The organism is Pseudomonas sp. PARCl1 (genome assembly GCF_947311875.1).
GTDB classification, from domain to species: domain Bacteria; phylum Pseudomonadota; class Gammaproteobacteria; order Pseudomonadales; family Pseudomonadaceae; genus Aquipseudomonas; species Aquipseudomonas juntendi.
Window position 1 is genome coordinate 59,869 of the sequence record NZ_CAMZMX010000013.1, and the last position, 18,718, is coordinate 78,586.

Here is an 18,718-nt window from a genome sequence, read left to right on the forward strand (position 1 = left end):
AAAGGGTAGCCTCGGCTACCCTTTTTCTTTTTCCGAATTTCTATTCTGGTCACGCAGCTGACCGCCCAGGATTGGTAGCCAGTAATGTCCCTCGATATCGTTATTCTCGCCGCAGGCCAAGGCACGCGCATGCGTTCGGCGCTCCCCAAGGTGCTGCACCCGGTCGCCGGCAACTCCATGCTCGGCCATGTTATCCACAGCGCGCGCCAGCTGCAGCCGCAAGGTATTCATGTGGTCATTGGCCATGGTGCCGAACTGGTCCGCGAGCGCCTGGCCGCCGATGACCTGAATTTCGTCATGCAGGACAAACAGCTGGGTACCGGCCACGCCGTTGCACAGGCACTGCCAGCGCTGACTGCCGATACTGTGCTGGTACTGTACGGCGACGTGCCGCTGATCGAAGTGGAGACCCTGCAGCGGCTGCTGGCCAAGGCCAATGACCAGCAACTGGGCCTGCTCACAGTCACCCTCGACGACCCGACCGGCTATGGCCGCATCGTTCGCGATCAGCAAGGCAATGTCACCGCCATCGTTGAGCACAAGGATGCCAGCGAAGCGCAAAAAGCGATCAACGAAGGCAACACGGGCATTCTGGCGCTGCCAGCGGCGCGCCTGGCTGACTGGATGGGTCGTCTGTCAAACAACAACGCCCAGGGTGAGTATTACCTGACCGACGTCATCGCCATGGCGGTGGCCGATGGTTTGGTGGTGGCTACCGAGCAGCCACACGATCCAATGGAAGTGCAGGGGGCCAACGACCGTCGCCAGCTTTCCGAGCTGGAGCGCCACTACCAGTTGCGTGAAGGGCGTCGCCTGATGGCCCAGGGTGTAACCCTGCGTGACCCGGCGCGCTTCGACGTGCGCGGTGAGGTGACCGTCGGTCGTGACGTGCTGATCGACATCAACGTTGTACTCGAGGGCAAAGTGGTCATCGAGGACGATGTGCAGATCGGTTCCAACTGTGTAATCAAGAACACGACCCTGCGCAAAGGGGCTGTGGTCAAGGCCAACAGTCACCTTGAAGGTGCGGTGATGGGCGAGGGCAGCGATGCCGGCCCGTTTGCTCGGCTGCGCCCTGGCAGCGTGCTGGATGCCAAAGCCCATGTGGGTAACTTTGTAGAACTGAAAAACGCTCACCTTGGAGAGGGTGCCAAGGCTGGCCACCTGACGTACCTGGGCGATGCCGAAATCGGCGCCCGTACCAACATTGGCGCAGGTACCATCACCTGCAACTACGACGGTGCCAACAAGTTCAAGACAGTGATGGGTGAGGATGTATTCATCGGTTCGAACAACTCGCTGGTAGCGCCTGTGGAGATCCAGGCCGGCGCCACTACCGCCGCTGGTTCTACCATTACGCAGGCTGTTGAAGCAGGTGATCTGGCAGTGGCCCGGGCACGCCAGCGCAACATCCCAGGTTGGAAGCGGCCGGAGAAGATCAAGAAGAGCTGATTTATCCACAGCTGCTTCCCTCGAAGCCGACCTATGTGAGTAAGTCGGCTTTTTTTGTGCTCTATGCAACCCGATGTGTGGGCGCGGCCCGTGTGGGAGCGGGCAAGCCCGCGAACACCGGCAAAGCCGGTGCTATACATCGCGGTGCCGGCGTTGCGGACAAGCCAAGAAAAATTGCCGCCAGTAAAGTTATGCACAGCTTGACGAATCGCTCATCTTAGGTTTTGATTGCAACCATTATCTTTCGAAACGAAATTTAACTGATCATGTCGAAACGAAACACCCCTCAACGCCGCCACAACATCCTGGCCATGCTTAGCGAGCTGGGCGAAGTGAGTGTGGATGCCTTGGCCAAGCGTTTCGAAACCTCGGAAGTGACCATTCGTAAGGACCTTGCCGCGCTGGAGGCGAACGGCCTGCTGCTGCGCCGTTACGGCGGTGCAGTACCGGTACCGCAGGAAATGCTCAGCGAACCCGCGCACCCGGTCTCTGCCTACAAAAAAGCTATCGCCCGTGCAGCGGTGGGTCGTATACGCGAGCATGCTCGGATCATCATCGATAGCGGTAGCACGACCGCCGCTATGATTCCGGAACTGGGCCGCCAGCCCGGCCTGGTGGTGATGACCAATTCGTTGAATGTGGCTCGCGCCATCAGCGAGGTCGAGCACGAACCGGTACTGCTTATGACCGGCGGAACCTGGGACCCGCACTCCGAATCGTTCCAAGGGCAGGTCGCCGAGCAGGTCCTGCGGTCTTACGATTTCGACCAGTTGTTCATCGGTGCCGATGGCATCGACCTCGCGCGGGGCACCACCACCTTCAACGAGTTGCTTGGCCTGAGCCGGGTAATGGCTGAGGTCGCCCGCGAAGTGATCGTGATGGTCGAGTCGGACAAGGTGGGGCGCAAGATCCCCAACCTCGAGCTGCCCTGGGGCAGCGTGCATACCCTTATTACAGATGAACGCCTGCCCGCAGCGGCACGCGAACACATTCAAGCCCGCGGCATCAACCTGATCTGTGCCGCGATCAGCCAGGAGCAATAATTCATGTGTGGAATCGTTGGTGCCGTCGCCGAACGTAATATCACCGCCATCCTGATCGAAGGCCTCAAGCGGCTTGAGTACCGTGGCTACGACAGCGCCGGCCTGGCCGTGCTCACCCAGGAAGGCCAGCTGCAGCGTCGCCGCCGTATCGGCAAGGTCAGCGAGCTGGAAGCGGCCGTTGCTGCCCAGCCGCTGAGTGGTCGGCTGGGTATCGCCCACACCCGCTGGGCGACGCATGGTGCACCCACCGAAGGCAATGCCCACCCGCACTTCTCTGATAATGAAGTAGCGGTAGTGCACAACGGCATCATCGAGAACCACGAGGAGCTGCGCGAAGAACTGAAGGGCCTGGGCTATGTCTTCGCCTCGCAGACCGATACCGAAGTCATCGTGCACCTGATTCACCATACCCTGAAAAGCGTGCCGAACCTGGCAGATGCGCTGAAGGCGGCCGTGAAACGCCTGCACGGTGCCTACGGCCTGGCGCTGGTCAGCATCCACCAGCCTGATCGCCTGCTCGCCGCACGCAGCGGCAGCCCGCTGGTCATCGGCCTGGGCCTGGGCGAGAACTTCCTGGCATCCGACCAACTGGCCCTGCGCCAGGTGACCGACCGCTTCATGTACCTGGAAGAAGGCGATATCGCCGAGATCCGTCGCGATCAGGTCACCATCTGGGACCAGGCCGGGCATGAAGTCCAGCGCGAAACCGTGCAGTACCATGAAGGCGCCGAGGCCGCCGACAAGGGTAACTACCGCCACTTCATGCTCAAGGAAATCCACGAGCAGCCAACCGTGGTTCAGCGCACGCTGGAAGGGCGCTTGGGTAAAGATCACGTTCTGGTCCAGGCCTTCGGCCCTCAGGCTGCAGAGTTGTTTGCCAAAGTGCGCAATGTGCAGATCGTTGCCTGCGGTACCAGCTACCACGCAGGCATGGTCGCCCGTTACTGGCTCGAAGGCCTGGCCGGCATCCCTTGCCAGGTGGAAGTGGCCAGTGAATTCCGCTACCGCAAGGTGGTGGTGCAGCCAGACACCCTCTTTGTGTCCATTTCGCAATCTGGTGAAACCGCTGACACCCTCGCTGCTCTGCGCAACGCCAAGGAGCTGGGCTTCCTCGGTAGCCTGGCAATCTGCAACGTGGGTATCAGCTCGCTGGTCCGTGAGTCGGACCTGACCCTGCTGACCCTCGCTGGCCCGGAAATCGGTGTGGCCTCGACCAAGGCCTTCACCACCCAGCTGGTGTCGCTGATGCTGCTGACGCTGGCGCTCGGCCAAGTCCGCGGCACCTTGCCGGCCGGTGTCGAGGCCGACCTGGTCGAAGAGCTGCGCCGCCTGCCGACGCGCCTTGGCGAAGCCTTGGCCATGGACGCCACCGTCGAGAAAATCGCCGAGCTGTTCGCCGACAAGCACCACACCCTGTTCCTCGGCCGTGGCGCCCAGTACCCGGTGGCGATGGAGGGCGCACTCAAACTCAAGGAAATCTCCTACATTCACGCAGAAGCCTACCCAGCTGGCGAACTGAAGCATGGCCCATTGGCACTGGTGGACAACGATATGCCGGTGGTGACCGTTGCGCCGAACAACGAACTCCTGGAGAAACTGAAGTCCAACCTGCAGGAAGTACGGGCCCGTGGTGGTGAATTGGTGGTGTTCGCTGACGAACATGCGGGCATGACTAATGGCGAGGGCACCCACGTGATCCAGGTGCCGCACATCGCCGATGCCCTAGCGCCGATCCTGTACACCATTCCGCTGCAGTTGCTGTCTTACTACGTGGCTGAGCTGAAAGGCACCGATGTGGACCAGCCGCGTAACTTGGCCAAGTCGGTTACGGTTGAGTAACGCTTGGGCGTGGTGAATTGCTGGTAGATTTAGGGAATTAAACCTGTCGCAAGGGAAATAAAGCTGTCGCGGGTAACCCTGTTCGTGACCAATCCGGGTTGGCGGGGTGCAGTGATGCACGCCGTTGTCCCGACTTGGAATTACGCCTCAGAATCTAATTGACAGGTGTGTCACGCTGTATAGGCTTGTAGTCGAGGACTGCAACTGCGCATCCGTTGGGACTGGGTACCAGCAAGGCCCCCCCGCAATTTCGGCAGCAGAGAATGCTGGTTTCTCTGAAGTAGTGACGACGGGCATAGCCGGTCGGATTCTGAACCCAAGGTCGCAAGGCTGGGAGTTAAAGGATCGCTGCGACTACTCCTCGAACCTTCCGAAAAGGCACCTTTGGGTGCCTTTTTTACACCTTATTTCTGGCAATGTTTGCTCAACCGCAACCTTTGAACGATGACGCGGGATCAGTCGCTGAGGGGCCAACCCATCCATGCTGTTGCGTATCCAACCTGATGAATCTTTGCGCTCATATGTTGACCGCAATTTGCTCGTGAATTTTATGGACTGGAGGGTAGACAGGTTACGATGGCTTTCTGAAGGGGAGATTACTCACCAAGCAGTTAAGGTGATCGCCTCAACGATGGGTTGGCAAGGATGCTATGGCTTCAACCGCTTGCTGCACGAACACACTCAATTGCCCCTGCAGTTTGTTATCAGGGATACCCGAGATGCCAGTTATTCTCGAACGGCGTATCTCAAACCCCGAATGGCGATTACTAATTCCGACTTGCACGCCTACTGCCCGGAATGCGTCAGGCAGGACGTGCAGGATTTGGGCTTTTCCTACTGGCGACGAAATTTCCCTGATCATGTGAGCGTGTGTGCCACACACAATGTGGTGCTGCTGTCCACTTGCCCATATTGCGATCAACCTTTCTCATCAAAAGGCCACAATCTCGATGTGATGTGGAGAAAGTGTTCTGGGCGACACCTCGGTAACGCAGAGAGCGTAATGAACTTGGATGAAGATGCTCTCAAACATGCTCGCTTCGTAGAAGCGCTATGCGCTTATGAATTCTCCATTTCAATCCATTCTGCAGTGGCCATTCTCTCCGATAAGTTGCGCAGCCTCAAGAAACTGACGAAGCGGATGAAATCTGAGCGGACAGCCATGATTGAGTATCTCGATCGGATTTCAAATAATTTGGAAGAAAAAAGATTTGAGAGTCCTGTTGTAAAGACGGAATTTTTCCCCGAAGAAATTTTGAAAATCGTGGTTTATGCCTATGAGACTTTCGATGAATTTGTTGTTGATTTGTACGAGTATGATAAAGATTTGATTCCTATTGAGTCTCTATGGCGAAATTATGGTAATGGTAGGTATGCGACCACTTGTCGGGAATAGCTGACTGAGCGTTGCTGCACTTGCATGTTAAGTCTTGGTCGATTGGGTAACAATTTCTAGTAGGTTTCGTGCTTCTGGGTAGCGATTCCTTTTTTCTAGGCACCGATGCAGTGTGGGCACCAACGCGAAAATATGACTAGCTCGAACAGGGAAATTCGTGGCCGAGTATTTCAGTCTTTGAATGCTCAATTCAATTGATTCGCATAGTTGCCTGTCGCGAGCACTCCAATCGATTTTTTGATTGTTGCCTACGCGACCACTTGGCATCCGCTTAGTTTGAGCCATCAACCAGTCATTATCGTTCCGGTATAGCCATTGATAGACCTTGGGGAGCATTGATCTCAGGCTTTTCGGACTGGCGTCTGGATTCATGCCGATGGCGCTAACCCACTCCGCACGGTGATTGTGTAGCAGTAGCTCCCTGCGCTGAGTTGTCCAAGCAGCCATCAGTAGAGGATCAGCACTTAGGATCCTGTTTATTGTAGAAACCGAAACGTCATATCGTTCCGCTATGGAATGTTTCTCCACTCCTTTGCCCAAGCAACCCAAGATTTGTTCCCGAAGCTCGGGTTTCAGCTTTTTAGGCTTCAGTTTTTTGAAGACTCTATCCCTGATTTCCTGACCTTTAAATCGGTGTGCTGCTTTATCGCCTACTGCTCGTCTTCCGTGGTCTGGAGACTGTACTGGGGTTTCCTGATCCCCTGGAGACTGAAATCTTTTTAACGCACATAAAAACGGCGCAAACTCGCCGAATATACAGGTGATCAAAATCAGATGTTTGAGCGGATGGGAGTAAACGCGCGGTGTACGGGTCAGACTCTGTATAAAAGTTTCAGCTCTCTTTGGAGTGGTCGGAAGCGAGGCCAGTGGAAGATACGGTTGCAGTTGTGAAGCGAACGAAGCTAGGTCTGCTTGGGCATCAAAGCATGCTTCTGTATTGACTGAGAGGCGACGAATAGCTTCGTTATAAGCAGCCGTGACATTTTCTGGACGAAATTGCTCAGAAATGCCTAGCTTGGCTAACTCAATCACTGAGTGTCCTAAACGCTTGAGGGTTTGTACCACTGTCGGGCATACGGGCTGCTCTGCAACGCTCGCTATTAGGTGCTCGGCAGGTAATACCCAGTGCGCAGAGTCCGACCACTGCCGGTTGGCCGAGCAAATCCTGATGAGAGTTCCGTGCTTAGGGCATAACGTGACGCCTGGATACTGATGGGACAGGTGCCAGTAGGCGACCCCATGATTGATACGGTCTTCCCTTAAACATTCGAGGCATGCTTTCAATGGGTGCTCTGCGCCAAAGCGACCGGTCACCAGACCCAGGCGATATTTTAAGGTGCCCAAAGAATTGTTTGAAACTGTATGAAAGACGTCGTCAATTCTTTCCTTGGATTGAAAAGGAAAAAACAACGGCAATATCGTATGTTCTGTAATGATGTTGAATGGGCTTCCCCATACTTCTTTGGCTTTTTGGGGCAAAGAGTTTAGTCTGCTAGGAAAGTCATGCTGCACACTACTTGATCCCTCACCAAATAGCCATGCAGTGGTGCTAGCCTTAGTAACGTGGCACATAAAACGATGCTGACGACAACAAATACTGAAAAAGGTCTCATCCGGTAGCCATCGAACGACAGGGACAGATGCATTTGCAGAATCAGCCATTTCCCTCACCAAACGCTTGTCGTTTTCAACATTTTATTTGATTGGGGCTAAACCCTTAAATTATCAGTTGAGATAAGGGGGTGAAGATATATATCCGATGGGTGTGAGGCGCACGGTTGATCTAGATAATGACCCAAGCTGGACAATTTTGAATCCAGTCGCGACCCAGAGAGGGATGACTTTTCAGTTGTCACCCTGTTAACCACGGCGGTAACATACCCTGCTAAGCGAAGCGCTTTAAAATGTGCACACAGATACGTGTACACCCAGCGAATCCATTGCAGATAGCTGCTAACTATGTCCTAGATTCTTAACACGTATGAATAATAAGGAAGTATTGAATGAAATCTGACTAGTTAATTAGCGCTAGAATTCAGATAGACAAAGGCCCAAGTGCGACCTTGGGCCTCTGTGGATAAGTCAGAATTTAGCGACCTGACCTTTCCATTGTCTATTCCGAACATGCGGGACGTCAAGTCCTGCAGGGCTTCGTTCATCCACAAGAAGGTGAGCGTTATCCACAACCCGCACTCTTGGGTACGCCCGGGAGGCAAGGGCTATAGGGGCATCCAGCAAATTATCCCCAGGCTGGATGACGATCCTAGGTCCGTAGACATTGGACTGTATTGATGACTTTGCAGGAGAGATTTGCCCTCATCAGGAGCCGACAAGCTCACTTCGCGTGGGGCGATATCTACACGCCTTCGATTTTAGCGGTTCCACGAGAAGCCCCTAAGGGCTCTCGTATCAGCAGAATGAATAGCCGGAAGCTCGGCCGTGCGATTCACTCGCTGTCCACCCCAGAAGCGGTGTTCGCACAGCTCGCGCTCTTCCATCCTCAGCTGCTCGATATTCACGAGCAGAAGATGCTGTGGCCATATCACGCCCCGCATCCATTGCACGGGCATCCACTCACCAAAGGACATTTTTCTCATCCTGTCACTGGGACGATGGAAATTGCCAAGCAAATTGGCTTCAAGCATCACCAGGTGGTGATTACCACTAAAGCTGGTAGCCGACAGAGAATGCCCTTTCCCTATCAGGGGGACCTTTTACTGTATTTGATGGGTTCAGATGGGAAACCCTACGCGGTCAATTGGACGGTGAAGGATCAAGCTCATGCCTTCAGCGAGAGGCGCTACTCAGCAGCCAAGACCCCTAATCAGCAAAAAAAGGACCGTGATCATGCTGAGCTACGCACAGCCCTAGAGCAACTGCATTACGCAAGCGGCGGTATCAGGACCGTGCAAATGTCTTTGGATCGTCTGGACCCGATCGTCATGGGCAATCTCGATCTGCTATTTCCGATGCATGGCTTGCCGCTGACCCACGACCCCGAGCTGCTCAGGGAGTTTAGCGCTGAGATTGAGGGCGCTGTGCATGCTGGGGCCTTGATCCACCCCATCATTTACCGGTATGCAGCCCGATGGGGTAAGCGTGACCAGTTTATTGCGAAGGTCTACCAAGACATCTGGGACCGAAAGCTGCCAGTAAATTTCTTCAAGCCGATTCTGATCGACCATCCTCTCGATACCGACGGTGGTGATCTGCTGGCAGCCTACGGCAAATTTTTCTTGGAGATTGAGCCGTGATCACGGGCGCTAGGTTATTTGCGCCTGAAGGTTATCGGAGCCTTGTCAAAGGCCACTATTACCATTTCCTGAACAGTGATGCGGTCCACAACCGGGTGCGCTTGGTGGAGTTCAGTGATCTAGCGAAAGACGTGCGCACCACCTTGATCACCCTCACAAGGTTCGAGTTCGAAGAAGCGCTCGAAGCGGGTGCGCTGCTGGCGTCAGGGGAGACGGACAAATTTCCGCCATGGCTGGAACCGATTAAGGGGATCGCAATTTCAGATCGTGAAACGAAGCGGGTTTCTGCTAAGGAAACCTACGACCAAAAGGTCAACCGCCGTTTTCTGGCTATCTCAGGCCTGATGGTTCGTCTCCAGGAGGTTCTAGCCAGTGACGATCCGGACGCTGTAATTAACGCTCATGCCAAAAGCCAGTCGCCTCAGCAAAATGCAGCTCGCTTGAGGTTGTGGTTCTACACTTACATTACTTTTGGACAAAACAAGTGGGCTCTCATGCCTCCCCTGCACCGCATCGGGAGGTGGGACAGGGAGGGGCCGGGGAAATTACGCAGGCTGGGCCGGCCATCACCCAATGGCAAAGAGTGGGGTTACCGGGCCGATAGCGCCATGAGGGAAAGAATCCTTTCTGCGTATCTTAGGTTCCGTTCCGCTGACAAAACATATAGTCAAGTTTACCGAAAAATCCTTACAGAGGAATTTGGTTGCGTTTCCGTTGAACGAAATGGAGTAGCATTTTTCATCAATCGTAAAGGGCACCCATTTCCAACTATTGACCAAGTGCGTTACTGCATCGAACAACAAGTTAGCGCTAAAGAGAAATCTATTGGCGTAAGAGGTAAACAAAAGACCCGCGACCAGAGCGGCAGTTTGGGCAGTTTCTCAGAACGCTTGACGAATCTAAATCAGCAGGTCGAGTTTGATGGTTACTACATAGTTGAAAAACTTTCGGGCCTGACAGAGGGTAGCCCCGTTGACGGATTTTGCGTCGTTCGTGCCGTGTGTGGATTGTCCGGAATGGTGGTTGGCATTGGATTTGCCGAAGGTAAAGAAACCAAAGAAGCTTATCGGATGTGTCTGTTTTCCATGGCTGTCGACAAAGTATGGTTTTGTGGGCTTTTCGGAGTAACCATCAAACCGGACTGGTGGCCCTGCGAAGGCTTGGCAGGTGGGCTGGTGTTTGATCGAGGTCCTGCAGCAGCCCTGGACACGGAGCCTGAGATCCACTGGCTAGGCACACTTGAAAATACGCCAGTTTTTTCTGGCCAGTCTAAAGCTACGGTTGAGTCATCGCACCCGCGAGCAAAATCCGACCTCGATCAACCCACCTATGTTCATAGCACACTGAATTTTGTCCAAATGGCCCGCAGGGAGATTCACCAAGTCCTGAAAGACAACCGGTCGTCTGACGCAAGTGGCCGCATGGAAACCGAAATGTATTGGTGCGGAATAAAGCCCACCCCGCTGGGTATCTGGAATTACTGGGACAGCCGCTTCCGTAATTCTGCAATCGGGATGCAGCAAGAGGTTGCCATAAAGAGCTTCCTGTCTGTGCACCCGGCCGTTGTACGTCAAGACGCAGTCTATCTGTACGGGCGCAAGTATAGGTCTGTTGATTTGATCAATACCGGGATATTTGATCGAGTTGCTAGGAGCAGCGTTATTGAAGTTGATGTATATGTACTGACTATGTGCGTTCGGCATATATGGATTGAGGTAGGAGGCACACTGTTCGAACTGGACTTTGTAACGACGCAAAGGACCGTTGACGGTGATCGGGACATATCATTACGTGATCTTCAGTCACTAGATGCCTTAAGGCGAAAATCTCAAACTTTGCTTCGTAATGAGATGCCGGCAATTCATCAATTTCACGATGATAGATTCAAAGAAGATACCGGTGAAGAGTGTAAAGGTGGCGTGAGAAGAATTGGTCGACCACCTAAATCGGCATCTGCGCAGCGAGATACAGATGACTATGATCGATTCCGAGGTAAAGCCAAATGAATGAGGCCATTGCGAGTTGGTTCGACGGCTGCCAAACGGCTGATCAGGTCCGCCAGATCATCACGCGTCGACCTGAGCCATTGGAAAGTCTGTACGAAATTGAACCTCGGTTGGCGGCAGAGGTGCTGTCTCAAGCATTGCGTGAATCGTTCATTCCCAACGCATTTACGATTGAGTTCATCCAGGAGATGGTGGGGCGCGCAGCGCTGCATGCGCGAGCATTGTTCTCTTCTGAGCGCGAGTACGCCCGAGGGCTCTATGAAGCACCTGCAGTCGATGCTGTGCCGGTGTGTTTTACAGGGCTTGCAGGGGTTGGGAAGAGCCAGACCATTGCTGCGCTGCGCAAGGTTCTGCCTGGCCCCGTTGATCTGTCCTGCGATCACTTCCAGGGTGAGCTACCGTTGCGGTCGCATTGGTATGCAAGCGCCCGAGGTACCACCAATGCTAAGGCCCTTCTTCGAGAGTTCGTTGAGTTGCCTCTGTCGCGACTGACCGTTGCTGAGCTGCTGAGTGAATGCCGGCGTAGGGCGAATCGTGATGGGGTATCGTTAGTCATCCTGGATGAAATGCAGTACATCCAAAAGGGGCTTGGTGCAGCGAAGGTTACCGATATCCTCTTGAACATGGCTGGTATCGGTCCGCCAATGGTCTACGTGTGCAATTACAGCTTGGGTCACAAGTTGTTTGAGAGAAACAATGAGGATCAGCAGCGCTTGCTGACGGACCCAAGAATCATGCTTCCCGATGAGCCTGGCAGTTCCGACTGGAAAGCTTTCATTGATGAATGTGTTCGCGTGGGCAATGGCGCGATTCGCGGTAATCAGGGTGAATTGGCAAGGGAAATTTACCGTTGCACCTTCGGTATCAAGCGCCTGGCGGTGGAGTTGTTGAAGCAGGCGTACATTGAGTGCCGCAGTGCAGGCCGTCATGCGGCCTCCCTTCAAGACATCGGCCATGCTTACCGCTCAGCGGCTTACACGTCCAGTGCCAAACAGGTCGAACACCTTCAAAAATTGGCTCTGGGTGGTCGGGTGTCCAAACAGCATCCAGACCTGCGGTGTCCGTTTGACCTGCCAGCCGCGTTCACGTCCAACGTAGTGAAATTTGCGCGAGCTGAACGGCAGGACCGAGTCACCCAGAAGGTTTTCGACTCATCGCTCACTGCGTCGGAACGATCTGTAAAAAAGCAACTTGATGCCTCAGCGAATGCTCTGCAGAAGCCGACTGCGCGCCCGCGGCGGACTCCGGTTGAGGAGCTCTCCGAGGAAGAGCAGGCCAAAGCTTTCTTTGCCTTGATGGAGGACGACAAGGACCCCAAACCCAAGTGATGGTGTGGCGAAGAATTCCGTTCGCGGGCCCTATGATTGCTGGCGTGTAAACCTATTTTTTTCACTGTTAACCAGAGTGGTTTACAGTGAAAAAAACAGGTTTACACGCCTGAGTTAGCGAGGGGCAGGTACACCAGGATAGAGCACCTGAGCTCGGATGCATCTCCGACGCCGCTGAAATGTGCTATCACGTGCCAGTACAAGCATGTCCAGATTCGCGTCATGCATTGGCGTTAGACAGTTAACTCCAGGTACAAAGATCTTATGAGCACACCAATTACGCTGTCTGTGGGTAGCCTCGATCTCACATACAACACTGGCTATATGGGCATGGATCACGGGATGCTCTATCAAGAGTCCGACCGCCAGTACCGTCGGCACGAGGGCATCGACTACGACTACGCTCATAGCCCTGAAAGTCTGGAGCAAATGGAGCTGTGTTTTTGCCGGACACTTGGTTCGATGGTGTCACGGTTGGAGCTGCTCGGATACACATTGGCGGCGGTGAGGTCGGAATACGAAAATCAGGTCGTGCTCGACAGAGACCAGTTCGAGGAATACCTGCCAGGTGAGCGTCGATCCGACCGTTTGACTTTCGATCAATTTATCGACTTCATCAAAGCGTACGCATTGCGAGACCTAAAAAGCGACTATGTCGCCAGCTACGATTCCGATCATGCACAGGGCCGGGGCCGCTTTGCGGCTGATCCAGCGGCATCTCTACTCCCGACGGGAGTGTTTGATCGAGACATCGGAGGCTACTCCGAGCGCAGCCATTTCGGCTCAATGTTAGGATTTCTGAGCCCATATGCAACTCTGCGAATCCTTGCCGAAAACCCCGCTAATCTAGGTGAAGATGTCGTCTGGGATTACGGCAATTTTGTGGATGCAGGATGGGCTAAAAATGAGGATTTCATTGGGAACGCACGTCGGACCCAGACCTATTTGATAGCGACTGAAGGCACTTCTGATACCCACATTCTGAAGCGGGGTCTGGCGCTGCTCCGCCCGGACATCGAGGATTTTTTTCGATTCATTGACATCGAGGAGCGTCACCCATTTTCCGGTACAGGTAATCTGTCCAAGTTCGCCGAGGGACTGGTCAAAATTGATGTTCACAATCGCGTGGTCTTCCTGTTCGATAACGACGCCGAAGGAGTGGATACCTATAAAAATCTACTCAAACGCTTTCAATTCCCAGTGAACATGAAAGCTATGGTTCTTCCTGACTTGGACGAGCTGCGCGAGTTTCCGGCGAAAGGCCCGTGTGGTGTTGCCAACGCTGACATCAACGGCTGCGCGGCCGCTATCGAGTGCTATCTCGATCTCAATCTTAAGGGGCGACCCCCAGCGCAGGTGACCTGGACGAATTACAAGGAGTCGTTAGGTATTTATCAGGGCGCCCTCGATTTCAAAGATAGCTACGCAAAGGCGTTTTATGAAACCACTCAGGAGGATGTTGAATCAGGTGTGTATGACGCGAGTAAGCTCCGATCCGTGATAGCGGCGCTTCTTGAGGAATGCACTGGTTTGGCTGCTGCGATGCTCTATTCGAAGTCCTAAACCTCAATAGCCTCTCGGCGAAGGCGCTTCCACCTAACGCGGACCGAGATGATTTCTGGCCCCTACCATCCGCTCGTCGCTACCTCTTGGAGATGGCCATCCATCCAATGCCCATGGGGTACAGCATGGCTAGAATGGTATAGTCTCTCATTTATTTGCAGAACAGCCGCAGGAAGCCGCTGGGAGATTTCACATGGCGATCTACACCGCAGGCTATGAAGGGTTGTCTATCGACTCCTTCATCGCTCGTCTTAAGCAAGCTCAGATCGACAAGGTTCTGGACGTTCGCGAGTACCCTCTGTCCAGAAAGCCTGGTTTCTCCAAGAAGGCTTTCGCCCAGTGCTTGGCGGATGCAGGAATTGCCTACGAGCATTCCCCTCCCTTGGGTTGCCCAAAACCGATTCGAAACCGCTATAAGGTCGATGGCGATTGGGGGGTCTATGCGCGCGACTTCAGGGCTTACATCCGTACCCGGATGGACCTTCTGGAGAACCTGACAGCTGATGCCTCAAGCCAGCGCATTTGTATGGTTTGCTACGAAGCTGACGCGAATTTTTGTCACCGCAGCCTTATCGCCGAGGCTGCGAGTGAATTGGATTCATCCCTGGATACGCGGCATCTGCCTCTCAAAATAGAGAAATTTGCTGATTTGCTTCGGGCGGTTGCTTAGGTGGATAGATGAGACTGATGATAAGCCACTGTTGCGGAAATCGATGAATCGTTCCCATTAGAAGCATAAGATCTTTTCCTGGTAACTCGACCTCCAGCTTCTGTCGAAACGGCGCTTCCCAGCCGTTAGGCCCATGAGCTCGGCGCATGTTTCTGTACAGCTGGCTTGCCTCCCAGTCTACGATCTTGTGCTTATAAATCTTTACCTCACCATCAAGTACTGACTCATAGCTGTAGTAGAAATCGAAGGGCACCTTCTCTAGGCGCTTGATGCTGGCTTTGACATCGTCCTGATCGAATAAACCGGGCTGGCGCTGCAGTCTCTCCAGTTTTTCAAGCTCCTCATCAGTCCAGCTTTCTGACGCGGCTTTACGGATCTCTAATCCAATAATTCGCTCAGGCTTGATCAAGCCGAGCGTGACATTGGAATTCTGTCGAGCCTGCTCCAGAGCCTCAAAACTGTCGTAGATGGGCAGCTTGCTAAGCATTTCCCTCCTTCGAATCCACGCTTTCGAGGTTGGAATAATGTCTTGGGGCTGAATCGTATCCACGCCAATCTTATGGCTTTCAGGTCGGTGATCGTTGGAGCTTTTTTCGATGGAGGCTTCGATCCACTGCCACTTTGAAAATCGTTGATCATCAGTGACCAGGCGGAACGGTACAGGGTAAAGACGGATCAGATTGCCTGCCTCGTCCATCCCCGCAACGCACGAAGTCTCTGTATAGGCAGCGCTGGGTGACGGGTATGTTTTGCATAGGATTAGTATGCGAGCTTTCCTTCTCATACAGGCACGTCCTTATTGTACTGCTGATACTGTAGCGACCAGAGCGTAAACTGGCCATATGATATCGCCCTGTCCCGACAAACCTCATCCATGTGCGGCTGCCACTGAGCGTCATCACCAAGAGCGAGCAATTCAGGCATAGCTGCTGCTAGGGATTGCCTAACCGGGCTGCACCGCAGAAAGATTGAACGCAGCTTCGGCACGAACTTGCCGTCCGATTGAAGCGGACGAGCTACGCACCGTTTGGGGTTGCGGCCCCTTTCGATGTTCGTCGATGGGATCTAGCTCAGTCGCAAGGGGCTTCCGGCGTACTGAACACTCCAACAAAATGGCATTTGCAAAGCTGCTTGAGCAAATCACCGCTTGCATGGCTGCTGGAGTATGATGGGGACTGGTAGCTCTGGCAGGAGAGCCCAATGACTGAATCAGCGCGCACCACGGTAAAGTGCCTGGATCCCGGCGACGGCTCCGGCGATGTGATTGTGGAATTACCTGACGACATTCTGCGCGAGCTCGGGGTCACGACGGGCGACAGACTCTCCATAGAGCTCATCAACGGCGATATCGTACTCAAGCCAGTCCGCGAGCGCCGCGAATCTGATTAGCTACGCGTTGCAGGCCCTCTGTGTCGTCGTGTTGAGCTGATGAAGCTTTCTAGCGGGGATACATGGGACGGCAGTCAGCCTACTGCCGTCCTTCTGGTCGGTGCGTTATTTGGCTGGATAGTTGGCGACTACTAGGTCCGCGCCGCTTTTGGTTAACCCAATGACTTGGTAGGCATGGCTTACGCCATCAACCTCCATGCCTGGGGATCCAGCTGGCATTCCTGGCACGGCGATCCCGACCAGATCGTTCCGCTCCTTGAGTTCTCGAATCTGCTCAGCTGGCACGTGACCTTCAACAAACTTTCCATCAATCACGGCTGTGTGGCAGGACGCTAACCGTGGCGCTACGCCCAGCTTCTGTTTCACTGCGCTCATGTCCGTCTCAATATGGTCGGTCACTTTGAAACTATTGGCTTCCAAGTGCGCGATCCATTTCTTGCAGCAACCGCAGTTCGCGTCTCGGTGAACGTCGATGGACAAAGGCTCGGCAGCGTAGGCCGCTGAGGTCACCAGCAGCCCAGCGATAGCGGCTAGACGAACGAGTATCCGGTTAGTTGGCATGAGTGTGCTCCTTACCGTCTTTGTGAACATGCGTCTTTGTCGACGATTTCGGGTGGGCGTCCGAATGGGCTTCGGCCGCATTGTGGTCACCGTGATGATCTGCCGCTTGGGTGGCGCCTGCGGGTGGAGCTCCATGGTCGTGAGCTGCCTGGGCATGATCGTTGTCTGCCGCTTCGTCGTGATCGCCATGCTCGGCATGCCCGCTCCCGCCGTGCTGGCCCTCATGGTTATGCATATCGCTTTCGCCGCCGCCGTGCTGATGGCCACCGCTCGTGGCCACCAAAGCCTTGTACTGCTCGGGATTCATTTCGGGAAGTTGATCCAGGAACGCGACTATTCCCCAGATGTACTCATCACCCATGCTCTTGCCCCAAGCGGGCATGCCGGTGGCTTTGATGCCGTGCTTGATCGTCCAGAATGCGGCAGCCGGTTCGCCTCCGACACCCACCTTGGTGAGGTCAGGTGGCGACGGGTATAGCGCTTGGCTAAGTTCTGTCTTTCCAACGCCAGGGGCGAGGTGGCACCCAATGCACATGGCGTTGTAGTTGCCTGCGCCTGCCTTGATCAACGCAGCGTTCTTCAGGTCAGGCACTTCAATGTCTCGCGCTCGAACCTCAATCGACCGGTCGCGAGCCATGGCGAGAAACGAATGGACAGCCGGGAAGTGAGGATCATCGGCGCCGACATTCACCAAGCCGAAATACGCGGTGCCCAATACCGCAGCACTTCCGACAGCACCGGCCACAAGCAGCGTTGTAATTGTTCTTTTCATGTTGGAATTCTCAGAACCACATCCTGATACCGGCAACGAAGCGTGCCTCATCAACATCTCCACCCTCGTCTCGGATGAAGTCAGCGGTGTTGCCGTAGGAGCGGCTCCAGGTAACGCCTATGTACGGGGCAAACTGGCGGACGATTTCATACCGTAGACGCAGCCCGACTTCGGTATTGGCCAGACCCGATCCAACACCGCGCTCAGGATCGTTCTTGCCATAGAAGTTCGCCTCGGCCGTGGGCTGCAAAATCAAGCGATTGGTCAGCAGGATGTCGTATTCGCCTTCAAGACGCGCAGCAGTCTGGCCGTTCTCGCCGATGAACGCCGTAGCTTCGGCCTCGAAGTCATACAAGGCCATGCCCTGAATACCAAAGGCTGCCCAGGTCTGCGGTGATTCCGGTTTGAAATCCTGACGGACTCCGGCGACCACGTCCCACCAAGGACTGACCGAGCGCCCGTATAGCAGTTGCAGCTCAGCGTCTTCGGTTACCCCATTGGTGCGCTCGCCTTCCGAGCGAACCCAGAGTCGATTGATGTCGCCGCCTACCCAGCCTGATGCGTCCCAGGCCAGGGTGCTGCCCTCATCGGCGTCTTGGTATTCGAGCTGGTCCAACAGGAAGAAGCTGTTGATTCCGCTGTCGTGCACCTGGTGGCCACCCAAAGGCGGAAAGGCTGCCTCGCGGTCGGCATCAGTGAGCACTGGAATCGGCGTGCGACTCGTTGTGGTCGGAGAAATCGCTGAACCATGATTCATCTGGGAATGGTCCATGCCCTTCATCGAACCGTGATCCATGCCCTTCATGTTTCCATGGCCCATTTTGCTGTGGTCCATCTTGCTATGGTCCACCGGGCTGGATTTGCTCTGGCTTTGAGCATGCTCCATCTGGCTGTGATCAACAGGGGCAGGCTGTTTCTGCTGTTTGCTCACCCCCATCTTGCTGTGATCCATCGCCGGCATCGATTCGGACGGAACAGCATCCATTTGCATGGAACCGTGCCCCATTTTCGAATGATCCATGCCCGAGTGATCCATTTCTTCAGCGGCGAAGCTGGGCGTTACGCCCAGCATGCCGATTGAAACAGTCAGGGCCAGCAGCGAAGGCCGCCCAAGGCTATTGACCATCTTTCCCTGCCTTAGCTTTGTCGCTGCCATGCGATTCCATCATTTTGTCGTGGTCCATGCCTTCCATCGAGCCATGGTCCATCCCCTTCATCGAGCCGTGGTCCATACTTTCCATGGACCCATGGTCCATGCCTTCATGGTTCATCCCCTGACCCTGCTTGTCCTGCGAACCTTTGGCTTTACCGGCCTCGGTAGATTTCTGGGAATGCTGATCATGGTTGTCGCTGGACCACGACGACGGGGCATAAACAGCCAACATGCCGACCATCGCAGCAGAGAGGAAAAAGGCGCTTCGTTTCATTGGTTTGCTCATCTCAAA

16 protein-coding genes are annotated in these 18,718 nt (G+C 54.5%); 10 read left to right on the forward strand and 6 right to left on the reverse strand.

Translation table 11 applies throughout. The features are described from left to right. Positions 1-84 precede the first annotated feature (84 nt). From glmU to QME24_RS09880, 4 genes are all read left to right on the forward strand, one after another. Positions 85-1,452, forward strand: coding sequence for a bifunctional UDP-N-acetylglucosamine diphosphorylase/glucosamine-1-phosphate N-acetyltransferase GlmU (gene glmU / locus QME24_RS09865; protein ID WP_280091141.1), 1,368 nt, complete (start codon positions 85-87; stop codon positions 1,450-1,452). Positions 1,453-1,715: 263 nt separating this feature from the next. After that, complete coding sequence (locus QME24_RS09870) at positions 1,716-2,495, forward strand: DeoR family transcriptional regulator (RefSeq protein WP_192441751.1); 780 nt, start codon at positions 1,716-1,718, stop codon at positions 2,493-2,495. A gap of 3 nt (positions 2,496-2,498) precedes the next feature. Continuing rightward, positions 2,499-4,334, forward strand: a complete 1,836-nt coding sequence (gene glmS, locus QME24_RS09875; protein ID WP_280091142.1) for a glutamine--fructose-6-phosphate transaminase (isomerizing) — start codon at positions 2,499-2,501, stop codon at positions 4,332-4,334. 481 nt (positions 4,335-4,815) lie between these two features. Further along, positions 4,816-5,730, forward strand: a complete 915-nt coding sequence (locus QME24_RS09880; protein ID WP_110765414.1) for a TniQ family protein — start codon at positions 4,816-4,818, stop codon at positions 5,728-5,730. Between the two features lie 27 nt (positions 5,731-5,757). Here QME24_RS09880 and QME24_RS09885 read toward each other — a convergent pair whose 3' ends face one another. Beyond that, complete coding sequence (locus QME24_RS09885; protein WP_082422064.1) at positions 5,758-7,392, reverse strand: TnsD family Tn7-like transposition protein; 1,635 nt, start codon at positions 7,390-7,392, stop codon at positions 5,758-5,760. A gap of 629 nt (positions 7,393-8,021) precedes the next feature. Between QME24_RS09885 and QME24_RS09890 the strand changes: the two genes are divergently transcribed. From QME24_RS09890 to QME24_RS09910, 5 genes are all read left to right on the forward strand, one after another. Continuing rightward, positions 8,022-8,984, forward strand: a complete 963-nt coding sequence (locus tag QME24_RS09890; RefSeq protein ID WP_060519787.1) for a hypothetical protein — start codon at positions 8,022-8,024, stop codon at positions 8,982-8,984. Further along, entirely contained in the window at positions 8,981-10,990 is a 2,010-nt protein-coding gene (locus QME24_RS09895; RefSeq protein ID WP_165961575.1) for a transposase, read from the forward strand. The genes QME24_RS09890 and QME24_RS09895 overlap by 4 nt, the downstream gene beginning before the upstream one ends. Then, positions 10,987-12,318 carry a hypothetical protein gene (locus QME24_RS09900; protein ID WP_060519786.1) on the forward strand — a complete coding sequence of 444 codons (1,332 nt, stop codon included), beginning with the start codon at positions 10,987-10,989 and terminating at the stop codon, positions 12,316-12,318. The genes QME24_RS09895 and QME24_RS09900 overlap by 4 nt, the downstream gene beginning before the upstream one ends. A gap of 264 nt (positions 12,319-12,582) precedes the next feature. Continuing rightward, positions 12,583-13,881, forward strand: a complete 1,299-nt coding sequence (locus tag QME24_RS09905) for a HEPN/Toprim-associated domain-containing protein (RefSeq protein ID WP_060519785.1) — start codon at positions 12,583-12,585, stop codon at positions 13,879-13,881. Between the two features lie 193 nt (positions 13,882-14,074). Next, positions 14,075-14,551 (forward strand): DUF488 domain-containing protein, encoded by a 477-nt coding sequence (locus QME24_RS09910; protein ID WP_280091144.1) that lies wholly within the window; start codon positions 14,075-14,077, stop codon positions 14,549-14,551. On the opposite strand, the gene QME24_RS09915 is transcribed toward QME24_RS09910, so the two are convergent. Then, positions 14,508-15,248, reverse strand: a complete 741-nt coding sequence (locus QME24_RS09915; RefSeq protein WP_197864294.1) for a hypothetical protein — start codon at positions 15,246-15,248, stop codon at positions 14,508-14,510. The two genes, QME24_RS09910 and QME24_RS09915, sit on opposite strands and share 44 nt — an antisense overlap. Positions 15,249-15,751: 503 nt before the next feature. On the opposite strand from QME24_RS09915, the gene QME24_RS09920 reads away from it, so the two are divergent. Next, the gene (locus QME24_RS09920) at positions 15,752-15,940 is read left to right on the forward strand and encodes an AbrB/MazE/SpoVT family DNA-binding domain-containing protein (protein WP_060519780.1); all 189 of its coding nucleotides are present in this window, start codon (positions 15,752-15,754) and stop codon (positions 15,938-15,940) included. A gap of 105 nt (positions 15,941-16,045) precedes the next feature. Here QME24_RS09920 and QME24_RS09925 read toward each other — a convergent pair whose 3' ends face one another. Genes QME24_RS09925 through QME24_RS09940 form a run of 4 tightly spaced genes read right to left on the reverse strand, consistent with a single transcriptional unit; the run spans position 16,046 to position 18,712 of the window. Then, positions 16,046-16,501 carry a DUF411 domain-containing protein gene (locus tag QME24_RS09925; RefSeq protein ID WP_060519778.1) on the reverse strand — a complete coding sequence of 152 codons (456 nt, stop codon included), beginning with the start codon at positions 16,499-16,501 and terminating at the stop codon, positions 16,046-16,048. After that, the gene (locus QME24_RS09930; protein WP_060519775.1) at positions 16,491-17,273 is read right to left on the reverse strand and encodes a cytochrome c; all 783 of its coding nucleotides are present in this window, start codon (positions 17,271-17,273) and stop codon (positions 16,491-16,493) included. The genes QME24_RS09925 and QME24_RS09930 overlap by 11 nt, the downstream gene beginning before the upstream one ends. Before the next feature lie 10 nt (positions 17,274-17,283). Next, the gene (locus QME24_RS09935; RefSeq protein ID WP_060519774.1) at positions 17,284-18,399 is read right to left on the reverse strand and encodes a copper resistance protein B; all 1,116 of its coding nucleotides are present in this window, start codon (positions 18,397-18,399) and stop codon (positions 17,284-17,286) included. After that, positions 18,389-18,712 carry a hypothetical protein gene (locus QME24_RS09940; RefSeq protein WP_019470286.1) on the reverse strand — a complete coding sequence of 108 codons (324 nt, stop codon included), beginning with the start codon at positions 18,710-18,712 and terminating at the stop codon, positions 18,389-18,391. The genes QME24_RS09935 and QME24_RS09940 overlap by 11 nt, the downstream gene beginning before the upstream one ends. Positions 18,713-18,718 lie beyond the last annotated feature (6 nt).